At 65.3% G+C, this 18,921-nt stretch carries 18 protein-coding genes; 8 read left to right on the top strand and 10 right to left on the bottom strand.

All coding sequences use genetic code 11. The features are described 5' to 3' along the window. Positions 1-5: 5 nt before the first annotated feature. From HA052_RS12675 to HA052_RS12655, 5 genes are read right to left on the bottom strand one after another with little or no spacing between them, the layout of a single operon-like run. Positions 6-2,120 carry a type IV pilus secretin PilQ gene (locus HA052_RS12675; protein ID WP_166452195.1) on the bottom strand — a complete coding sequence of 705 codons (2,115 nt, stop codon included), beginning with the start codon at positions 2,118-2,120 and terminating at the stop codon, positions 6-8. Next, positions 2,117-2,635, bottom strand: coding sequence for a pilus assembly protein PilP (locus HA052_RS12670; RefSeq protein WP_081549015.1), 519 nt, complete (start codon positions 2,633-2,635; stop codon positions 2,117-2,119). Before HA052_RS12670 ends, HA052_RS12675 begins: the two co-directional genes overlap by 4 nt. 12 nt (positions 2,636-2,647) lie before the next feature. Then, a complete protein-coding gene (locus HA052_RS12665) occupies positions 2,648-3,262 on the bottom strand; it encodes a type IV pilus inner membrane component PilO (RefSeq protein WP_166452194.1) in 615 nt (204 codons plus the stop codon). Further along, positions 3,259-3,849: a PilN domain-containing protein gene (locus HA052_RS12660; RefSeq protein ID WP_166452193.1), complete on the bottom strand. Its 591-nt coding sequence runs from the start codon at positions 3,847-3,849 to the stop codon at positions 3,259-3,261. Before HA052_RS12660 ends, HA052_RS12665 begins: the two co-directional genes overlap by 4 nt. After that, positions 3,849-4,886, bottom strand: coding sequence for a pilus assembly protein PilM (locus HA052_RS12655; RefSeq protein WP_240937353.1), 1,038 nt, complete (start codon positions 4,884-4,886; stop codon positions 3,849-3,851). Before HA052_RS12655 ends, HA052_RS12660 begins: the two co-directional genes overlap by 1 nt. A 190-nt stretch (positions 4,887-5,076) precedes the next feature. Here HA052_RS12655 and HA052_RS12650 point away from each other — a divergent pair, with 190 nt between their 5' ends. Beyond that, positions 5,077-7,440: a penicillin-binding protein 1A gene (locus HA052_RS12650; RefSeq protein WP_166452192.1), complete on the top strand. Its 2,364-nt coding sequence runs from the start codon at positions 5,077-5,079 to the stop codon at positions 7,438-7,440. Positions 7,441-7,524: 84 nt separating this feature from the next. Here the strand turns inward: HA052_RS12650 and gdhA are convergent, their stop codons facing one another. Then, positions 7,525-8,865, bottom strand: coding sequence for an NADP-specific glutamate dehydrogenase (gdhA, locus tag HA052_RS12645; RefSeq protein ID WP_166452191.1), 1,341 nt, complete (start codon positions 8,863-8,865; stop codon positions 7,525-7,527). 399 nt (positions 8,866-9,264) lie between these two features. On the opposite strand from gdhA, the gene HA052_RS12640 reads away from it, so the two are divergent. Continuing rightward, entirely contained in the window at positions 9,265-9,621 is a 357-nt protein-coding gene (locus HA052_RS12640; RefSeq protein ID WP_019103334.1) for an NADH-quinone oxidoreductase subunit A, read from the top strand. 132 nt (positions 9,622-9,753) lie between these two features. On the opposite strand, the gene HA052_RS12635 is transcribed toward HA052_RS12640, so the two are convergent. From HA052_RS12635 to cobA, 4 genes are read right to left on the bottom strand one after another with little or no spacing between them, the layout of a single operon-like run. Beyond that, positions 9,754-11,016: a hypothetical protein gene (locus HA052_RS12635; protein ID WP_166452190.1), complete on the bottom strand. Its 1,263-nt coding sequence runs from the start codon at positions 11,014-11,016 to the stop codon at positions 9,754-9,756. Beyond that, a complete protein-coding gene (locus tag HA052_RS12630; RefSeq protein ID WP_166452189.1) occupies positions 11,013-11,225 on the bottom strand; it encodes a DUF2249 domain-containing protein in 213 nt (70 codons plus the stop codon). Before HA052_RS12630 ends, HA052_RS12635 begins: the two co-directional genes overlap by 4 nt. Continuing rightward, positions 11,222-11,650 carry a hemerythrin domain-containing protein gene (locus HA052_RS12625; RefSeq protein WP_048409437.1) on the bottom strand — a complete coding sequence of 143 codons (429 nt, stop codon included), beginning with the start codon at positions 11,648-11,650 and terminating at the stop codon, positions 11,222-11,224. Before HA052_RS12625 ends, HA052_RS12630 begins: the two co-directional genes overlap by 4 nt. Further along, entirely contained in the window at positions 11,647-12,543 is an 897-nt protein-coding gene (cobA, locus tag HA052_RS12620) for a uroporphyrinogen-III C-methyltransferase (RefSeq protein WP_166452188.1), read from the bottom strand. The genes HA052_RS12625 and cobA overlap by 4 nt, the downstream gene beginning before the upstream one ends. Positions 12,544-12,633: 90 nt before the next feature. Here cobA and HA052_RS12615 point away from each other — a divergent pair, with 90 nt between their 5' ends. The 6 genes from HA052_RS12615 (at position 12,634) to HA052_RS12590 (ending at position 18,503) form a co-directional block, all read left to right on the top strand. Next, positions 12,634-13,125, top strand: coding sequence for a c-type cytochrome (locus tag HA052_RS12615; RefSeq protein ID WP_277345094.1), 492 nt, complete (start codon positions 12,634-12,636; stop codon positions 13,123-13,125). A 33-nt stretch (positions 13,126-13,158) separates the two neighbouring features. Continuing rightward, on the top strand, positions 13,159-14,586 hold the full coding sequence (locus tag HA052_RS12610) for a cbb3-type cytochrome c oxidase subunit I (protein ID WP_048409438.1): 1,428 nt from the start codon (positions 13,159-13,161) through the stop codon (positions 14,584-14,586). Between the two features lie 360 nt (positions 14,587-14,946). After that, positions 14,947-15,522 (top strand): cytochrome c oxidase subunit 3, encoded by a 576-nt coding sequence (locus HA052_RS12605; protein WP_240937351.1) that lies wholly within the window; start codon positions 14,947-14,949, stop codon positions 15,520-15,522. Positions 15,523-15,587: 65 nt separating this feature from the next. Next, entirely contained in the window at positions 15,588-15,842 is a 255-nt protein-coding gene (locus HA052_RS12600) for a cytochrome C oxidase subunit IV family protein (RefSeq protein WP_048414063.1), read from the top strand. A gap of 10 nt (positions 15,843-15,852) precedes the next feature. Continuing rightward, positions 15,853-16,656, top strand: a complete 804-nt coding sequence (locus HA052_RS12595; protein WP_107800714.1) for a CbbQ/NirQ/NorQ/GpvN family protein — start codon at positions 15,853-15,855, stop codon at positions 16,654-16,656. Between the two features lie 5 nt (positions 16,657-16,661). After that, positions 16,662-18,503, top strand: coding sequence for a nitric oxide reductase activation protein NorD (locus HA052_RS12590; protein ID WP_166452186.1), 1,842 nt, complete (start codon positions 16,662-16,664; stop codon positions 18,501-18,503). Positions 18,504-18,921: the final 418 nt, after the last annotated feature.

Here is an 18,921-nt window from a genome sequence, read left to right as displayed (position 1 = left end):
GGGTTTTACTGATTATTGCCGCTCAGGTCCTCCACCACGCGCGGTGTGATGAAGACCAGCAATTCAGTGCGGTTGTCGTACTTCTGCGAGCTTCGGAACAGGGCGCCCAAGAAGGGAATGTCGCCGAGCAGCGGCACTTTGTTGACGACATCGCTGATTTGTTGCTGGTAAATGCCGCCTATCACCACCGTGCCGCCGTTCTCCACCAGCACCTGGGTGGTGACCTTCTTGGTGTCCAGTGCCGGAGTGCCTCCCACGGTCAGCGTAGGGCTGACGCTGTCCTTGTTGACCTTGATGTCCAGCATCACGTGGTTGTCCGGCGTGATCTGCGGCTTGACGTTCAGGCTGAGCACCGCCTTTTTGAACGAGGTGGAGGTGGCGCCGCTGGACGAGGCCTCTTGATAGGGGATCTCCGTGCCCTGTTCGATGGTGGCTTCCTGCCGGTCCGCGGTCATGATGCGTGGACTGGAGATCACCCGTCCCTTGTTCTCGGTCTGCAGCGCCTGCAACTCCAGACCGATGATGGCTGATTTGCCAACGGTGTACAGTGCGGTTAGGGAGCCGGCGGGGTTGGTGATTGGTAGATTGATGCCGGGCTTGATTACATAGGGGGTGGCGGTGGCGTTGTTTAGGCGACCATTCGCGTTGGTGATGGCGTTGTCCAGCCCGCCGCCGGAAATGATGCCGTTGCTGGTAAAACGGTCATAGGACAGCTTGACGCCCAGATTGCGGCTCCAGTTGTCGGTGGCCTCGACGATGCGCGCTTCGATCAGCACCTGTTTCACCGGCACATCGGTCTTGCCTATGATGTCGCGGATCTTGTCTATGGTGCTGCCGGTGTCGTTGATGATCAGGGTATTGGTCTTAGGGTCGATCAGCGCGCTGCCGCGCTCGGTCAGGATGCTTTCCTTCTTGCCGGTGGTGTTCGTGCCGTCCAGCACCTTTTTGAAATCCTCCGCCGAGCGGTAGCGCAGAACGAAGGTTTCCGAACGTACCGGTTCCAGCGTGGCCAGTTGCTGCCTGGCCTCCTGCACCTGCTTGTCGCGCGCCAGCAACTCCTCGCGCGGCGCAATCTGAATGATGTTGCCGGCGCGGCGCTGGTCCAGGCCCTTGGTTTGCAGGATGAGGTCCAGCGCCTGGTCCCAGGGTACGTCTTTCAGTCGCAGCGTGATATTGCCGTTGACCGAGTCGCTGGTGACGATGTTGAGGCCGGTGAATTCGGCGATCACCTGCAAGACGGTGCGCACTTCGATGTTCTGGAAGTTTAGAGACAGCTTGTCGCCTTTGTACTGCGGTTTCTGGTTGGCGTCGGCGCTGGCTGCGGATTCCGGCGCCGGCCGGCGAATTTCGACGACCAACTGGCCGTCGGTCTGGTAGGAGGAGAAATCCCAGTCGCCTTGCGGCTGGATCTGGATGCGGCTGTTGCCGCCCTGATTGCGGGCGTCGATCTTGGACACCGGGGTGCCGAAGTCGGACACATCCAGGCGTCGCTGATTCTGCCTGTCCAGTTGAGTGCCCAGTACGTCCACCAGCAATTGTTTGCCTTCGCGACGGATATCGACCGGGGTATTGGCGGACGGCAGCTTGATCTCCACCCGGCCTTCGCCGTTCTTGCCGCGGCGGAAGTCCAGCGCCAGCGGCTGAGCGCTGGCGATCTGGGCCTGGCTTGGGCGCGCGGCTGTTTGCTGGCTTGCCGCGGGGCGCTCCACCGGCGTGGCGGCTTGAGCGGCGTTGCCCAGGTTCGGGTTCAGCGTGACCCGCAGCGTGTTGCCGGCCACGCTGCTGCTGTACAGCGCGTTGCGGCTTAGGCTGAGCACCAGCCGGGAACGGCCGTTGGCCTCCACCGCCACCGCGGATTTTACCAGCGGGCCGCCGAAGTCTTGCTGCGGCTTGGCCATCTTGACGCTGGCGCCGGCGAAGTCGAAGGCAATGCGCGGAGGGTTGGCGATGGCGAAGCTGTTGGGCTGGACGGCGGGGCCGTCAAAGCTGACTTGCAGCACCTGTTGGTCGCCGTCGCCGTTGGCGAGCTGGATCGCGGTGATCGCCGGGCCGGCGTCGGCGAAACTGAACAGCAGGGACAGGCCCAGCCCGGACAACAGTTTGATGGAGTGCTTGCTCATTTGTTTTGCCCTTGTTCGTCCAGGTACATGCTGGTGTTGCGCTGCACCCATTCTCCGTTCAAATCTTCCACGGTCTCAGTCAACTGGATGTCCGTGTCGCCGACTTTCTTGATCTGGCCGAAATTGGGCCCGACAAAATTACCGGCCTGAACGCGGTAAATCGCGCCTTCCGGCGTGCGTACCAGGCCGTAGTTGGCGCCGCCGCGGCGGATGACGCCGACTATCTTCAACTTGTCCAGATCGTAGTTTTCCAGCGCTTCGCGCGGCCGCTTCATGTCCGGCGCGTTCGCCAGGTTCTGGTTCTTGGCCGCGGCGAGTTTCTGCGAATTGAAGGGGTCTAGCAGGTCGAAGGCCTGGTAGGCGAACGGCTGGTAGGGCTGCGCCTGGGGCAGCGGCTCAATCTGGCCGCGCAGGCCCTGGGTGCTGGTTTGCATCCACTGGCGCAGATCATCGGTGTCGCTGCTGCCGCAGGCGGCGAGCAACAAGGGCAGTAAGCAAGCGAGAGTTCTTGTCATGGGGTTTGCGGCTCACTTGTTGGCGGGGGCCGGCTGCGCGGCCCGCTCCTCGGGCTCCAGCGCGCGGAAAGTCTTGGCGGTGGCGTCCATGGTCAGGCGCGGTCCCTTGGCGTCCGGCGTCAGGCTGATGTCGACGATGGTGACGATGCGGGACAACTGCGCCACATCGCTGACGAAGGCGGCCAAGTCGTTATAGCTGCCGGTCAGGCGAATGGTGATCGGCACTTCCGCCATCTCGGCCGTCTTGATTTCCGGATTGGGCCGGAACAGCTCGAACTGTAGCCCGCGGCCGATGCCGGCCTGGTTGATCTCGGTCAGCAGCGTGTCCATATTGGATTTGGTCGGCAGTTGCTTGAGCAGGGCGCCGAAGGAGGCGTCGATCTCCTTCAATTGCTGTTGCAGCGCGTCCAGATTGACCGCCTGGCGCTTCTTGTCGACATAAGTCTGCTTGAGCTGCTCTTCCTGTTGCTTGGCGCCGTTGAGGCGGTCCAGTTCATCGCTGAGCACGAAGAAGTAACCGAGGCCGACGAAGCAGGCGACCAGCAGCGCCAGCGCGATGGCCTGGCCCTGCAGCGGCCAATTGGTGATGTCCTTGGGATCCAGCGTGCGCAATTCGTCCAGCGTCATGGTTTGGCTCCGGGGGCGGCGGCGGGCTGGCCGGTTTTGGGCGGGGCGGCTTCACGCAGGCTGCAGTTCAGGGTGAATTCGTTGGCGCGCTGGCCGTTGATGCTGGCGGCCTTCACTTCGACCAGCACCGGCACGTCAAAAACATTGGATTGCGCCAGGCTGCGCATATAGTTGGAAACCCGAGCGCCGGACAGCGCGTAGCCGGACAGCGTGAATTGGTTGCCGGCCTGTTTGAAGCTTTTCAGATAAACGCCGTCCGGGGTCTGGCGCACCAGTTGGTCGAAAACGTGCACGCCCTCGTTGCGGCCCTGTTCCAGCCGTTCCACCAGTTGCTTGCGGGACAGCAGATCGTCGCGTTGCTTTTTCAAGGTGCCGATATTCTTGATCTGGCTGTCCAGCTTGGAGATTTCGCCTTGCAGGAAATCGTTGCGCTGTTGTTGATGGGACAGGCGGCTGCCGATGATCAGATAGCTGAGCACCACCAAGGTTAGCGAGGCCACCAGCGTGAGTCCCAACATCACCTGGAAGCGCAGGCGATGCGCCGCTTTTTTCTGTTCGCGGTGCGGGAGGAGGTTGATGCGTATCATCAGTCGAACCTCCGCATGGCCAAGCCACAGGCCACCAGCAGCGCCGGCGCGTCCATCAGCAGTTCCTTCAGACGGATATGGCTGGATTGCACCATGGTGCTGAACGGGTTGGCGATCATGGTGCTGATCTGGGTGCGGCCGGCCACCGCGTCGTCCAGGCCCGGCAGCATGCTGCAGCCGCCGGCCAGCAGGATGTAGTCGACGCGCAGGTATTGCGACACGCTGACCGTGGTGTAGAAGAACTGCAGCGCGCGCTGTATCTCCTGCGCCAGCGAGTCGACGAAAGGATGCATCAGTTCGGACTCATAACCGTCCGGCAGGCTCATCCCGCGTTTGCCGCTTTCCGCTTCTTCGTAGCTGATGCCGTAGCGGCGCTGGATGTCGCGCGTCAATTGCTGGCCGCCGAACACTTGTTCGCGGTAATAAACTTGCTGGTTGTTGCGGATGACGTTGCAGTGAATGCGGGTGGCGCCGATGTCGAACAGGGCGAAGGTCTGGTTCATGCCCTGTTCCGGCAACTGCTGCTCGACTTGTTCGAAAGCCGTCATCATGGCGAAGGACTCGACGTCCACTACCTGAGCGCGCAGGCCGGCCATTTCCACCACCGCCACGCGCTCTTCCACTTTTTCCTTGCGGGCGGCGCAAAGCAGCACTTCCAGATCGTCGATGCTGGACGGCGCCGGCCCCAGCACCTGATGGTCCAGGTTCACCTCTTCCAGCGGGAAGGGAATGCTCTGATTGGCTTCGGATTCGATCAATTCCGCCAAGTTGTCGGTTTGGCTGACCGGCACCAGCAGCTTCTTATAGATAGCCATCGCCGTGGGAATGGCGATGGCGACGTGGCGGGTGGGGCTGCCCAGCCGCTTCCAGGCGCGGCGCAGGGTTTCCGCTATGCCTTCGATGTCCACCAGGTTGCCGTCGCTGATCGCGTCTTTGGGCAAGATTTCAATCACATAGCGCTCAACCTGGCAATTTTTACCCGAGCGGGATAGCTCCACCAGTTTGATGGCGGTGCTGCTGATATCCAGTCCCAACATTGGAACATTTTTAGCCTTCCCCAATCCAAGTTGTTCTAGCCAGGGAGGGGCGGATTTGAGTTTGTCGATAAGCATCAGGTGCCTCGATTGGTCCTATGCGACAGTTTTTTGGCCTGTCGCTGCCATTGTTTGTCTTGCCTGCTTTCACAAGACGTTATAATCCGGTTTCCAGTGAAAGCCCATTGTAAATATGCTAAGACGAATCCTCGCAATACTTGCAGGTCTGTTTCTAGGTGGAGCCGTATTGGTTGCTGGCGCAGGCGCCATTGCAATCATCATAACCTACCCGCGCTTGCCGAGTCTTGATGTACTGACGGACTATCGTCCGAAAATTCCCCTTCGCGTATATTCCGCCGATAATCAACTGATAGGCGAATTCGGCGAAGAGCGTCGTTCTTTCTCCCGCATCCACGAAGTGCCGCAGCTGATGAAGCAGGCGGTGATGGCGGCAGAGGACGAGCGTTTCTACCAGCACAGCGGCGTCGATTATGTCGGCGTTGTGCGCGCGGCAGTGGGCAATCTGGTGTCCGGACACGCCCGTTCCGGCGCCAGCACCATCACTATGCAGGTAGCCAAGAATTTCTTCCTGTCCAGCGAGAAAACCTTTACCCGCAAGTTCAACGAAGCGCTGCTGGCCTTCAAGATCGAACACACGCTGACCAAGGACCAGATCCTGGAGCTGTACTTCAACCAGATCTATCTGGGGCAGCGCGCCTACGGCTTCTCCGCCGCGGCTCAGGCTTATTACGGCAAGCCGCTGGCGGACTTGTCCGTGGCGGAAATGGCGATGCTGGCCGGCCTGCCCAAGGCGCCGTCCGCCTACAACCCCATCGTCAACCCGGACCGCGCCCGTCTGCGCCAGCAATACGTGCTGCGCCGGATGCGCGAGCTCAACTTCATCACTCAGGAGCAATACGACGCCGCCTTGGCCGAGCCGATGAAGCTGGCCAGCCAGAGCGCGGACAGCAGCAGCCAGCCGGCGCAGTATGTGGCGGAAATGGTGCGCCAGGCGATGTATGAACGCTATCGCGAATCGGCGTACACCGAAGGTTTCAAGGTCTACACCACCCTGGACAGCCGCCATCAGAAATGGGCGTACGACGCCTTGCGCGCTGGCCTGGTGGATTACGACCGCAAGATGGGCTACCGCGGCCCGGAGAGCACGGTGGAACTGTCCGGCGCCGAAGGCGAGCAGCAGACCGAGGCGCTGGACGACGCCATCAGCGAGCTGCGCGACAGCGGCGACATGCTGCCGGCCATCGTCTTGTCCGCCAGTCCGTCGGAAGTGCGCGCCTATATGCGCGGCGGCAAGGTGGCGGTGATCAAGGGCAACGGCCTGGATTTCGCCCGCCGCGCTCTGGGCGGCAAGGCCAGCGCCGCGCAGCAGATCCGTCGCGGCTCGGTGATCCGCATCCGCGCGCATGAAAAAGGCTATTGGGAAATCGTGCAAATGCCGGAAGTGGAGGGCGCTTTCGTGTCCATGGATACCCGCACCGGCGCGATCCGCTCGCTGGTGGGCGGTTTCGACTTCAACCGTCGCAGCTTCAACCATGTGACCCAGGCCTGGCGTCAGCCCGGCTCCACCTTCAAGCCCTTCATCTACTCCGCCGGCATTGAGCGCGGCCTGACGCCGTCGACGATGATCAACGACGCGCCGCTGTCGGTGGTGGGCGCGGACGGTCAGCGCTGGGAGCCCAAGAACGACAACGGCAAATTCGCCGGCATGATCACCATGCGCGGCGGCCTGACCCAGTCCAAAAACCTGGTGTCGGTGCGGGTGCTGATGGCTACCGGCACCGATTACGCCCAGCAGTACATCCAGCGTTTCGGCTTCGCCGCCAAGCAGCATCCGGCCTATCTGACCATGGCGCTGGGCGCCGGCGCGGTGACGCCGCTGCAGATGGTGGAGGGCTACTCGGTGTTCGCCAACGGCGGCTACCGCAGCAAAGGCTATTTCATCGACCGCATCGAAGACCAGTCCGGACGCGTGCTGGCCAAGACCGTGCCCACCGTCGCCGGTCAGAACGCGCCGCAGGCGATAGACCCGCGCAACGCCTTCATCATGAGCTCCATGCTCAAGGACGTGGTGCGCTACGGCACCGGCTACCGTGCGATGAGCCTGGGCCGCACCGATCTGGCCGGCAAGACCGGCACCACCTCGGATTGGAAGGACGCCTGGTTCGTCGGCTACAACCCCAATCTGGTGGCCGCCGCCTGGGTGGGCTTCGATCAGCCGCGCTCGCTGGGCCGTTATGGCTACGGCGGCACCGCGGCGCTGCCGGTATGGATCAACTACATGGCCAACGCGCTCAAGGGCCAGCCGGAAGTGGACATGCCGGTGCCGGAAGGCCTCGTGGTCAAGGCCGGCGCCGGCCAGCGCGGCGGCGACGAGTACTACTACGAAGAATTCCAGAAGACCAATCCGGAACTGAAGGTGGATAACCACGGCGCGGTGCCGGGCGCGGGCGGCGACGCCAGCGGCGGCGCCAGCGAGACGCCGGACAAGCCGGCCGCTCAGGATGCGGTGGAGAACGTCAAAGACCAGTTGTTCTAAGATCGTGAACAGGTTCTAAAAACGCTTTCCATTCAATACTGCATAGCCCCGCCTTCCGGCGGGGCTTTTGCATGGGTGGCTAGCTCAGATCACGCCTTGCGCCAGCATCGCCGCGGCCACCTTGCCGAAGGCCGCCACATTGGCGCCGCGGGCGTAGTCGACCGCGCCGTCCGGCTGACTTCCATGCCGCACGCAGGCCTCATGAATCTCCTCCATGATCCTGCGCAGCCGGGCGTCCACTTCCTGAGCGCTCCAGGGCAGGTGGGTGGCGTTCTGGCTCATTTCCAGGCCGGACACCGCCACGCCGCCGGCGTTGGACGCCTTGCCGGGCGCGTACAGCGCGCCGGCCCGCTGAAAGCGCTGCGCCGCTTGGGCGGAGCAGGGCATATTGGCCCCTTCCGCCACGCAGAAGCAGCCATTGGCCAACAAGGCTTCCGCGTCGTCGGCGTCCAGCTCGTTTTGCGTGGCGCAGGGCAGCGCGATATCGCAGCGCAAACGCCACGGCCGCTGTCCAAGGAGAAAGTCCAGGCCGTGGTGGGCGGCGAAAGCGGCCAGCCGGCCGCGGCGCTGGTGCTTGTGTTCAACCAAGGCCGCCAGCAAGTCCGGGCTGAGGCCGTCCGGCAGGCTGAGCGTGCCTTCCGAATCCGACAGGCTGATCACCCGGACGCCCAGCGCCAGCAGCTTTTCCGCCGCGTACAGCGCGACGTTGCCTGAGCCGGACAAGGCCGCGCGTTGGCCGGCCAGCGTTTGTCCGCGCGTGGCCAGCATGCGTTCGACGAAATACGCCAGGCCGTAGCCGGTGGCCTCCGGCCGCATCAGGCTGCCGCCGTAGCTCGGCCCTTTGCCGGTGAACACGCCGGAAAACTGATTGCTCAAGCGCTTGTGCTGTCCGAACAGATAGCCGATCTCGCGCGCTCCGACGCCGATGTCGCCGGCCGGCACATCGGTTTCGGCGCCGATGTGGCGGAACAGCTCGCTGGCGAAAGCCTGGCAAAAACGCATCACCTCGCCCTCGCTTTTGCCCTTGGGGTCGAAGTCAGCGCCGCCTTTGGCGCCGCCCAGCGGCAGGCCGGTCAAGGCGTTCTTGAAGGTTTGTTCGAAAGCCAGGAATTTCAGCGTGCCCAGCGTCACCGAGGGGTGGAAGCGCAGGCCGCCCTTGTACGGGCCCAGCGCGCTGTTCATCTGCACCCGGTAGCCGCGGTTGACCTGGACGCGGCCGTGATCGTCCACCCAGGACACGCGGAATAGGATGACGCGCTCCGGTTCCAGCAGCCGCTCCAGCAGGCCGTGGTCGAAGAGGTGCGGATGGCTGCCGAGGAAATCGTCCAGGCCGTGCAGCACTTCCGCCGCAGCCTGGTGGAATTCGGTCTGTTCCGGGTCGCGCAGGCGGACCCGGTCCAATAAAGTTTGGAGAGCATGATGCATGGACAAGACCTTTGGTGTGGCGGGCCGCGCAGGCGTTGGCGGCCCTGTGTTGTCATGGGTCGTGTGAAAGAGCGGTCCGCAGCGCCGAAGCTTGATATGAGTTGTGAGCGAGGTGTCCGGCGAAGCGGTGGTATGTCTGCCTGGCCGCGGGTGGCGGGCGAGCTTGCCGCGGAGCGGCGGGGGCGAGCGGGTCCGATCGGACGCGGGGCCGTGAGCCGCGTCGCTCGGGGTGGCCGGACGGCGCGGGAAACCTCAGTGTAACCGATATCCCCGTTGCTCTCCCCCCGGCCTGGTCGTCATGACGGGCCGCTTTCCAACGGTATATTTCCCCCAAGGTGCAAACTTGGCGCTTGGGGGTGGTCTATCTCTCTTTCCAAACCATTCGGAGGAGTAGGCCCCATGCTGCAGAATTACTTTCCCATCCTGTTATTCATCGTTGTCGGACTGCTGGTGGGCGTGGTGCCGCTGCTGATGGGCAAGTTGCTGGGGCCTAATCGGCCGGATCCGGAAAAACTGTCGCCGTATGAATGCGGCTTCGAGGCTTTCGAAGACGCGCGCATGCGCTTCGACGTCCGCTACTACCTGGTGGCCATCTTGTTCATCCTGTTCGATCTGGAAGTCGCCTTCATGATCCCCTGGGCGGTGACGTTGAAGGAGCTGGGCGGTTTTGGCCTGGGCGCGATGGCGGTGTTCCTGGGCGTGCTGGTCGTCGGCTTCATCTATGAATGGAAGAAGGGCGCTTTGCAGTGGGACTGACGATAGGCTGAGCCATCGCCCTCACCCGCGCCCGCTTTGCCGGCGCGGGTTTGTTTTTGGGGCGCGGCTCCGTCGGCTTCGGAACCTGTTCAACGCCGTATCGCCGAAGCGCGGCAGACTTTGAACAGGTTCTCAGGCCAAGGCGAGCCGGCCGGCGAGATAGCGACGCAACAAGGCCGCGGCCAGTCCGGCCCAGTAAAGCCCCAGGCCCAGCGTGGCGGCGTACAGCGGCAGGCGGTAGCCGCCGATGATCCAGGCCAGGCCGCAGCCGACCCAGACGCCGTGCAGGCTCAGCAGCCGGCGGTGCGCGGCCTCGCCCAGCAACTCATGGGTGGCCGGCAATTGCCGCCTGGGCAGGCCGCGCTGCTTCAGGTCCAGCCAGGCGAGGAAGGGCAGGATCTTGCCCTGCATGGCGAGCACCGCGCCCAGGCCGAAGCCGCCCAGCCAGAGCCAGCCGGCCAGCATGGGCGGTGATTCCGACAGCGGCAGCAGCCGCGCGGCGAGCGCGCACGGCGCGGCCGCCGTCATCCAGATCAGGCAGGCTTGCCAGCCGCGGCGCAAAGGGTCGGCGCGGCGCTGGCTGCGCCCCAAGGCGTTCAACTGCCGCAGGCCCTGCCACAGCACGAATAAGCCCAGCGCGGTCAGCAGGCTGTCGACGGCGACGGGCGCCCCCCAGATCAGCGCGGCGCTGCTCAGACACAGCAGACCGAACAACAGCGTTTCCCGCGACAGCCGCCCCGTCGCCGGCGGCGGCGTGACCAGAAACATCGAGATCACCGTGCGCGCCACCGACAGCACCAGCAGCCACAGCCAGCCCAGCGCCGCCCACAGCACGTGATTGTCCAGCAAGGGGCCCAAGGGCAGCGCGACGCGGCCGCCCAGCAGCAACACCAGGGCCGCGCCAAGACAGGCGGCGACGGCCAGGGCGCACAGCGCCAGCCGCAGGCCCCGGCTGCCGGCGTCCCGCGCCGGGCTGCGCAGCAAGCCGCGCAGGCCGAACAGCGCCGGCGTCAGCAAGGCCGGCGTCAGCAGTGCGGTGCCCGCCTGCAGCCACAGCGGCGACAGGCCCTGGTGAAAGCCGGCCACCAGAAGCGCGCAGCCGGCCTGCAAGGGCAGAAAACAAGCCAGTAGCAGCCGGCGCGGATGCGGAATCGGCACCCCCGCCGTGACCGCCAGCAACTGCCACAAGGATCCCAGCATCGCATTGCCCAGCACGCCCAGCGCCAGAGCGTGGGTCAGCGCCAGCACCTCGGGTAGAAAGCGCGAGGGCGCGCCGTCAGGCAGCATCGCCAATAAGGCCGCCGTCGTCAGCAGCCAGCAGGGCGCGGCTAGCATATGGGCCAGCGGCAGCCATAGCGGCGGCGCCTGCTGGTAGTCCAGCCAGGCCTGGCTCATAACCGACTCAGAATCAGCACGACGCCGCCGTCCCCCGACAGTTCAAAGCGATACAGCAGGCCGGCTTTTTCCAGCATGGGCAGCAGCGGGGTGGGATGGTGGGGCAGCACCCAGGCGAGGCTGTCGCCGGGCCGCATCTGTTCGGCGGCGTCCAGGATGATCTCCATCGGCTCGGGCGGCGCCAGGTGGCGCAGGTCTTGCGGGGTCATGGCTGCGCGCCCTCCGCAATCAACTCCGCCATCTCCGGCAGCGCTTGCGCGCACATGGGGTAGAGCACGTTTTCTTCCTTCATATTGTGTTGCTGCATCAGGATGAGCAGGGTGTCGTTCAGGCCCAGGAAAGCTTGCAGATGCTGCGCGGCCAGCGCCTCGTCCATGTCCTCCAGCAAATCCCGCATGTCCTGATGCTCCATGCGCATGATGCGGGTCGGCCCCATGCTGCTGCCGCTGGCGGCTTCGAAAGCCGGGAACAGCGCGTCTTCTTCAACGGCGAAATGCGCTTCCATCTCCCGGCGGAAAGCCTGGAAATGGCTCAGGGCCAAGGCCCAGTCCTGCGCGCGGGCCGCGGTTTCGCAATCGGCGAAGCGCGCGTCGCAGGCGCGGTGTTGCTCAACAAGGGTGTCGATGGCGCTCATGGCGTGTACTCGTGGGATGGAGCGCGCAGTATGGCCGCTGCGGCGGGGGCGGCTGAATGACCGGGATCAAGGAATCCCAAACCCTGGCCCAGCCCCGCGCGCAGCGCCGCCAGTTCCTGATGCAAGCGCACCACCCCGCCTATGATCAACAGCGCCGGCGCGCGCAGCCGGTATTGCTCCGCCAGCCGGCCCAGCTCGGACAAGCGGCCGCAGACGCAGCGCTCGCCCGGCATACAGGCCTGCTCGACAATGGCCACCGGCGTATCCGGCGCGCGGCCATGGCTTAGCAGCCGCTCCGCGATGACGGCGGCCTCGCCCAAGCCCATATAGACCACCACGGTTTCGTCCGGCCCGCTGTCCGCGGTCCAGGCCAGCGCCGACGCGCCTTCGCGGCGGTGGCCGGTGACGAAGCGGCAGCCCTGGGCGTAGTCGCGGTGGGTCAGCGGCAGCGCCAGGCTGGCCGCCGCGCCCAGCGCCGCGCTGACGCCAGGCACCGCCTCGCAGCGGATGCCGGCGGCCAGCAGCGCGCGCATCTCCTCGCCGCCGCGGCCGAACATGAAGGGATCGCCGCCCTTCAGCCGCGCCACGCGCAGGCCCTGGCGCGCCAGCGCGATCATCAACTGGTTGATTTCGGCCTGCGGCAAGGTGTGGCGGCTGGCGCGCTTGCCGACGCAGACGCGCCGGGCCGAGGGCGGCGCCAGTTGCAGGATCTCGGCGTCTATCAGGTGGTCGTACAGCACCGCGTCGGCCTGGGCCAGGCGCTGCGCGGCGCGCACGGTAAGCAGATCGGCGCAGCCGGGGCCGGCGCCCAAGAGCGCGACGCTGCCGGGCGGAAAGGGCGGGGCGGCGGCGTTCAGTCCGGCGCGGGGAAGGGGGGTGACAGGGCGGATCATGGCGGCCTCCTTGCGGTTGGCGATGGCGGATGGCGCCAGTGTAGGAAACCGGAGGGCCGGAAATCGTTGATTCGAATCAATGCTCCCGGGATGCCCGAATCCGTACAGTTCGGCCCGAGTACCGCGCTGGCGGTGCAAGCATTCGAGGAGGACATGATGAGCGCGAGCTTCACCAAATCGACCGCCCGCAATATTTTTTACGGCGGCTCGGTTTTCTTTTTCCTGTTGTTTCTGGGGCTGACCCTGGACACCACCCTGGCCCTGCCCAGCCATAACGCCAAGGCCCAACTCACCGAACAAGCGGTGCGCGGCAAGAAGATCTGGGAGACGCGCAGTTGCGGCGGCTGCCACACCCTGCTGGGCGAGGGCGCTTACTTTGGGCCGGAGCTGGGCAACGTCTACGTGCGCCGCGGCCCGGAATTCATCAAGGGCTGGATGCAGGCGATGCCGACCAACGCGCCGGGCCGCCGCCAGATGCCGCAGTTCCATCTGAACCCGGCCGAGCTGGACGACCTGGTGGCCTTCCTGAAGTACGCGTCGCAGATCAACACCAATAACTGGCCGCCCAATATCGAGGGCTGATCCCGTCCCATCCCTTCATCTTTGGAGAACACAATGAGCAACGCTACCGTGGCCACGCCGCCGCGCGGCGCGACCGCAGCTGTCGCGCAGGTGCGCTACCGCTCGCAGGCCGTGGCCAAACCCTATTTCATCGCCGCCATCGGCCTGTTTATTGGTCAGATCGTGTTTGGTCTGATCATCGGCCTGCAATACGTGATCGGCGATTTCCTGTTTCCCGCCGTGCCCTTCGGCACCGCCCGCATGGTGCACACCAACCTGCTGATCGTCTGGCTGCTGTTCGGCTTCATGGGCGCCGGCTATTACCTGATCCCGGAGGAGAGCGAGCGCGAACTGCACAGCCCGCGGCTGGCCATCATCACCTTCTGGGTGTTCCTGGTGGCCGGCGCGCTGACCATACTCGGCTACCTGGGCCTGCCCTACCATGAGCTGGCCCGGCTCACCGGCAACGATCTGCTGCCCACCATGGGCCGCGGCTATCTGGAACAGCCGCTGATCACCAAGGTGGGCATCGTGTTGGTGGCGCTGTCCTTCCTCTACAACCTGTCCATGACCCTGTTGGCCGGCCGCAAGACCAGCATCAGCATCGTGATGATGCTGGGCCTGTGGGGCCTGGCCGTGTTCTTCTTGTTCTCCTTCGTCAATCCCAACAACCTGGTGCTGGACAAGTACTACTGGTGGTGGGTGGTGCACCTGTGGGTGGAAGGCGTGTGGGAACTGATCATGGGCGCGATGCTGGCCTTCGTCCTGGTGAAAGTGACCGGGGTGGACCGCGAGGTGATCGAAAAATGGCTGTACCTGATCATCGCCATGACCCTGATCACCGGCATCATCGGCACCGGCCACCATTATTTCTGGATAGGCGTGCCGGCTTACTGGCAGCTGTGGGGCTCCATTTTCTCCGCGCTGGAGCCGGTGCCCTTCTTCATGATGACCCTGTTCGCCTTCAATATGGTCAAACGCCGCCGCCGCGAACACCCCAACCAGGCCGCCACCTTGTGGGCGCTGGGCACCGGGGTGATGTCCTTCCTCGGCGCCGGGGTGTGGGGCTTCATCGGCACGCTGTCGGTGGTCAACTACTACACCCACGGCACCCAGGTGACCGCCTCCCACGGCCACATGGCCTTCTACGGCGCTTACGTGATGGTGGTGCTGACCATGATCTCCTACACCATGCCGCTGCTGCGCGGGCGCGAGGCCAATTGCGCGCAGGCGCAGAAGGTGGAAAAAACCGCGTTTTGGGTGATGACCCTGTCCATCGTGGCCATCACCTTGTGCCTGACCGCCGCCGGCGCGGTCCAGGTGTGGTTGCAGCGGATGTCCGCCACGCCGCTGTCCTTCATGGAAACGCAGGAACGGATCATGCCCATCTACTGGGGGCGTTGGGTGTTCGGCATCAGCTTCTTCTGCGGGCTGGTGTTGTACGTGATCAGCTTCTTCGTTACCGGCAAGCGCGAGGATTGAGGGTAGTTTTGAGTGTGCTCATGATCTGAATCCGCTGCGCGGATAATGATTTTGATTGCCGGGGCTGCCCGGCGAGCAGGAAGGGGAATTTGCGCGGCCAAATTCCCCTTCACCCCAAAGGCCGCCCTGCAAGCCTGGCCTGCGGCTTCCCGCCGGTTCCCGTCAGGCCCGAGGCGCGGCTGAACTCGCACCGCGCTAACGTCGCGGTGCTCGAACAAGCAGCAGCTTAAAACCTCGGGCCTGCCACCCGTCGGCAGGCTTGAAGGGAGTTGGAGCGCGTCGAGCACGCGGCTTCCTCGCACCTTGCAAGCGGCACCCCTGGAACCCTAGGAAATCGGATAGAGCAAGATGGAGGCCCTTATGGGATTAAGCGCGCCGCCGGAGCGCCGCGTGCCGGGCGATCTGGCGATGTGGTGTTTCATCCTGGCCGAGCTGGCGGTGTTCGGCGTGTTCTTCCTGGCCTACGCCTGGACCCGCCGGCAACAGCCGGCGCTGTTCGCGGCAGGGCAGGGCGAACTGGAGCTGGGCCTGCCCACGCTCAACACCCTGCTGCTGCTGGCCGGCAGCGCCGCTGTCCTGGCCGCGCTCAGCGCCTTTTCCGCCGACCGGCAACGCGCCGGACGGCGCTGGCTGGCGCTGACCCTGCTGGCCGGCGGCGGCTTTCTCGGTTCGAAAGGCTATGAGCTGGTGAGCAAGGCCTTGCAAGGGATTACCATGTCCAGCAACGACTTCTGGATGTTCTACCTGTCGTTGACGGTGTTTCACTTCCTGCATGTGGTGTTGGGCATGGTGATTGTGGCGGCGGTGTGGCGGCTGGCCCGCGACGGCCGTTACAAGCCGGGATCGATGGACGAGGTGGAAACCGCCGCCGCCTACTGGCATATGGTGGATCTGGTGTGGTTGCTGTTGTTCGCCCTGGTCTACGTGGCGAGATAGAACGGCCGCGCAAAGCCTTATTTCGCATCAAGGCGGCCGCCGCGCCGCATCGGCATCATGCCCTCATGACTCATCCCACTCCTCTCGCGCAAACCGGCCTGTGGCTGTTGTTGTCCGGGCTGACCCTGCTGGCCGCCTGGCTGGCCGAAGGCGGCCGGCCGCCGCATCTGGCGCTGATCGCGCTGGGCCTGGCCTGGCTCAAGGGCGTGTTGCTGGTGGAGCGCTATATGGGCTTGCGCGACGCGCCTCGCTGGCTGCGCGCGCTGGTGCAGGGCTGGCTGGCGCTGGTGTCGGCCGCGCTGCTGCTCAGCTTTATCTGAAGGAACGCCGATGAACGCGCCTGAACTCCTGACTATCCCCGTCCCCTTCTATCAGCCGCAAGGCGCCGAGTGCGAGCTGTTCGAAGCCGCCTGGCGCCAGCAACTGCCGGTGCTGATCAAGGGGCCCACCGGCTGCGGCAAGACCCGCTTCGTCGCCCATATGGCGGCGCGGCTCGGCCTGCCGTTGATCACCGTCTCCTGCCACGACGACCTGAGCGCCGCCGACCTGGTGGGCCGCCACCTGATCGCCGACGGCGCCACCGTCTGGTGCGACGGTCCGCTGACCCGCGCGGTGCGGATAGGCGGCATCTGCTACCTGGACGAAGTGGTGGAAGCGCGCAAGGACACCACCGTGGTGCTGCACCCGCTGACCGACGACCGCCGCATCCTGCCGGTGGAACGCACCGGCGAAGTGCTGCAAGCGCCGCCGGGCTTCATGCTGGTGGTGTCCTACAACCCCGGTTACCAACACGTGCTGAAAACGCTGAAGCCCAGCACTCGCCAGCGTTTTGTCGCCATGAGCTTCGATTTTCCGCCGCCGGAAGTGGAAATCGGCGTGCTGATGCTGGAAAGCGGGATAGGCGAAGCGCTGGCGCGCCAACTGGTGACGCTGGCCGGCCAGCTGCGGCGCTTGTCCGGCTACGACCTGGAAGAAGCCGCCAGCACGCGGCTGCTGGTGTACGCCGCCAAACTGATCCAGGCCGGCTTGCCGCCCTGGCAAGCCTGCCGCACCGCGCTGGCGGAACCGCTGAGCGACGACGCCGATACCGTGGCGGCGCTGCTGGCGGTGATCCAGACCCAATTCCCCGGCTGAACGGCATGGAAGACATTGTCGGCGGCTGGTGGGACAAACTGGCGCGGCGCGCGGCGCGGCGCGGCTTTCCGGAATACGCGGCGGAGCTGGCGCAGGTGACGGCGCAAGCGCCGCTGTTCTTCCGCGCGATGGGCGGCGACCCGGCGCTGGCGCTGCGCTCCACCGTGGGCACCGAACACGGCGCGCGGCGCGGCTGGCTGCAACGGCTGGCCGGCACCGGCGCGCGGATGGAGCTGGCCTGGCGGGACAGCCAGGCGCTCTACCTGCCCGAGCGCATCGACTGCTTTCCCAGCGCCGCCCTCAACCGCGACTGTTACTTCTGGCTGCTGGCCCAGGCCGCCTACGCCGCCGACAGCGACGGCGACTGGCTGAGCCGCAACCGCCTGGCCGCGGCGCGCGCCTTGGCGGACATGCCGGGCCTGGCCGCCGTTTACCGCCGGCTGGCGGCGGCCGCCTTGGCGCAGCGGCCGAACCCCTCCGGTCTGCCGCCGGCGGAAGCCGCGGTGGAGCGCGCGATACAGGCGGCGTTGAGCTGGCCGGAACACGCCGTGACGCTGCCGCCGTTGAGCCGGCCGCCGCAGCCGGTGCCGCTGTGGCTGCACCCGGAACCGCCGCTGACGGAGGCCGAAGGGCAGGGCAGCCGCCATGCCGACGGCGAGCGCGGCGGCGGCAAGGACGCCCAGCGCCAACGCCGCCGCTACCGCGCCCGGCGCATGGAGCAGGACCAGCGCAAGAACGGCATGCTGATGGTGTTCCGCGCGGAAAGCCTGTTTACCTGGGACGAATACGTCAAGGTCAACCGCCACAATGACGACGACGATGACGGCAACGGCAACGGCAACGGCGAAATCGCCGCCGAAGACATGAACCGGCTGACCCTGGGCCAGGACGCCCATACCCGCGGCAGCCGGCTGCGCTTCGATCTGGACCTGCCGGCCGCCGCCTACGACGACACCCCGCTGGGGCCGGGCATCAAGCTGCCGGAATGGCACTGGAAGCGGCAATGCCTGGTGGAGGACCACTGCCTGCTGCGGCCGATGCTGCCGCGCGACGCCGCGCCGGCGCCGTTGCCGGAACGCTTGCAGCCGCTGGCGCGCCGGCTGCGGCGGCAATTCCAGGCGCTGGCGCCGGAGCGCCGTCGGCGCAGCGGCGAAACCGCCGGGCCGGACATCGATCTGGACCGGCTGATTCGCTTCCTCGCCGAACGGCGCGGCGGCGCGGCGCTCAGCGAGCCGGCGCTGTACCAGGACTGGCCGCCGGGCGAACGCAGCCTGGCCTGCCTGACCCTGGCCGACCTGTCGCTGTCCACCGAAAGCTGGCTGGGCGAAACCGGCCGGGTGATCGACGTGATCCGCGACAGCCTGCTGCTGTTCGCCGAGGCTTTGAGCGCCAGCGGCGACGACTTCGGCCTGTACGGCTTTTCCTCGCTGCGGCGGCAGGAAGTGCGCTTGCAGATCCTGAAAGACTTTGCCGACCGTTACGACGACGCCGCCCGCGGCCGCATCCTCGCCATCCGGCCCGGCTACTACACCCGCATGGGCGCGGCCATCCGCCAGTGCACCCGCATCCTGAGCCAGCGGCCGGCGCAGCGCCGTTTGTTGTTGCTGATCTCGGACGGCAAGCCCAACGATCTGGACCATTACGAAGGCCGCTACGGCATAGAGGACACGCGCCAGGCGGTGTTGGAAGCCCGCCGCGCCGGCCTGACGCCGTTCTGCGTCACCATAGACCGCGAGGCGGGCGACTACCTGCCGCATCTGTTCGGCCTCAACGGTTATGCGCTGGTGCGGCAGGCGGAGCGCTTGCCGCAGGCGTTGACCAGGCTGTATGCCAGCCTGACGTCGTGAGATTGGGGCGAATCAACTTTTTGTATCCGCTGCGCGGATGATGATTTTGATTGCCGGGGCTGCCCGGCGGGCAGGAAGGGGAATTTGCTCGGCCAAATTCCCTATCACTGAGCGAATCAAAGATTCGCACGTAGACACCCCAAAGGCCGCCCTGCAAGCCTGGCCTACGGCTTCCCGCCGGGTCCCGTCAGGCCCGAGGCGCGGCTGAACTCGCAGCGCGCTAACGTCGCGCTGCTCAAACAGGGCAGCCGCTTAAAACCTCGGGCCTGCCACCCGACGGCAGGCTTGAAGGGAGCGGGGGTAGCGTCGCATACCGGCTTGCTTCGTTGATGACACGCAAAGTCCTAAAAGTGGCGAACTGGCATAGTTGAACAAGTAATCAAGGAGTCCGGTGGTTAAACAGGTCCCGCTTCTCCCC

It is taken from the genome of Chromobacterium fluminis (assembly GCF_011602385.1).
Classification (GTDB): Bacteria; Pseudomonadota; Gammaproteobacteria; order Burkholderiales; family Chromobacteriaceae; genus Chromobacterium; species Chromobacterium fluminis.
The sequence above is the reverse complement of the archived record's forward strand: the minus strand, read 5'-3'. Positions and strand labels throughout refer to the sequence as shown.

What these genes read in the sequence shown, in the direction of transcription:
- HA052_RS12595 (WP_107800714.1), top strand. Translation starts at nt 15,853, where the DNA reads ATGAACGCGCCTGAACTCCTGACTATCCCCGTCCCCTTCTATCAGCCG.
- cobA (WP_166452188.1), bottom strand. Translation starts at nt 12,543, where the DNA reads ATGATCCGCCCTGTCACCCCCCTTCCCCGCGCCGGACTGAACGCCGCC.
- HA052_RS12610 (WP_048409438.1), top strand. Translation starts at nt 13,159, where the DNA reads ATGAGCAACGCTACCGTGGCCACGCCGCCGCGCGGCGCGACCGCAGCT.
- HA052_RS12665 (WP_166452194.1), bottom strand. Translation starts at nt 3,262, where the DNA reads ATGACGCTGGACGAATTGCGCACGCTGGATCCCAAGGACATCACCAAT.
- HA052_RS12650 (WP_166452192.1), top strand. Translation starts at nt 5,077, where the DNA reads ATGCTAAGACGAATCCTCGCAATACTTGCAGGTCTGTTTCTAGGTGGA.
- HA052_RS12635 (WP_166452190.1), bottom strand. Translation starts at nt 11,016, where the DNA reads ATGAGCCAGGCCTGGCTGGACTACCAGCAGGCGCCGCCGCTATGGCTG.
- HA052_RS12630 (WP_166452189.1), bottom strand. Translation starts at nt 11,225, where the DNA reads ATGACCCCGCAAGACCTGCGCCACCTGGCGCCGCCCGAGCCGATGGAG.
- HA052_RS12655 (WP_240937353.1), bottom strand. Translation starts at nt 4,886, where the DNA reads ATGTTGGGACTGGATATCAGCAGCACCGCCATCAAACTGGTGGAGCTA.
- HA052_RS12625 (WP_048409437.1), bottom strand. Translation starts at nt 11,650, where the DNA reads ATGAGCGCCATCGACACCCTTGTTGAGCAACACCGCGCCTGCGACGCG.
- HA052_RS12670 (WP_081549015.1), bottom strand. Translation starts at nt 2,635, where the DNA reads ATGACAAGAACTCTCGCTTGCTTACTGCCCTTGTTGCTCGCCGCCTGC.
- HA052_RS12600 (WP_048414063.1), top strand. Translation starts at nt 15,588, where the DNA reads ATGACTCATCCCACTCCTCTCGCGCAAACCGGCCTGTGGCTGTTGTTG.
- HA052_RS12675 (WP_166452195.1), bottom strand. Translation starts at nt 2,120, where the DNA reads ATGAGCAAGCACTCCATCAAACTGTTGTCCGGGCTGGGCCTGTCCCTG.
- HA052_RS12660 (WP_166452193.1), bottom strand. Translation starts at nt 3,849, where the DNA reads ATGATACGCATCAACCTCCTCCCGCACCGCGAACAGAAAAAAGCGGCG.
- HA052_RS12640 (WP_019103334.1), top strand. Translation starts at nt 9,265, where the DNA reads ATGCTGCAGAATTACTTTCCCATCCTGTTATTCATCGTTGTCGGACTG.
- HA052_RS12590 (WP_166452186.1), top strand. Translation starts at nt 16,662, where the DNA reads ATGGAAGACATTGTCGGCGGCTGGTGGGACAAACTGGCGCGGCGCGCG.
- HA052_RS12615 (WP_277345094.1), top strand. Translation starts at nt 12,634, where the DNA reads ATGCCCGAATCCGTACAGTTCGGCCCGAGTACCGCGCTGGCGGTGCAA.
- HA052_RS12605 (WP_240937351.1), top strand. Translation starts at nt 14,947, where the DNA reads ATGGGATTAAGCGCGCCGCCGGAGCGCCGCGTGCCGGGCGATCTGGCG.
- gdhA (WP_166452191.1), bottom strand. Translation starts at nt 8,865, where the DNA reads ATGCATCATGCTCTCCAAACTTTATTGGACCGGGTCCGCCTGCGCGAC.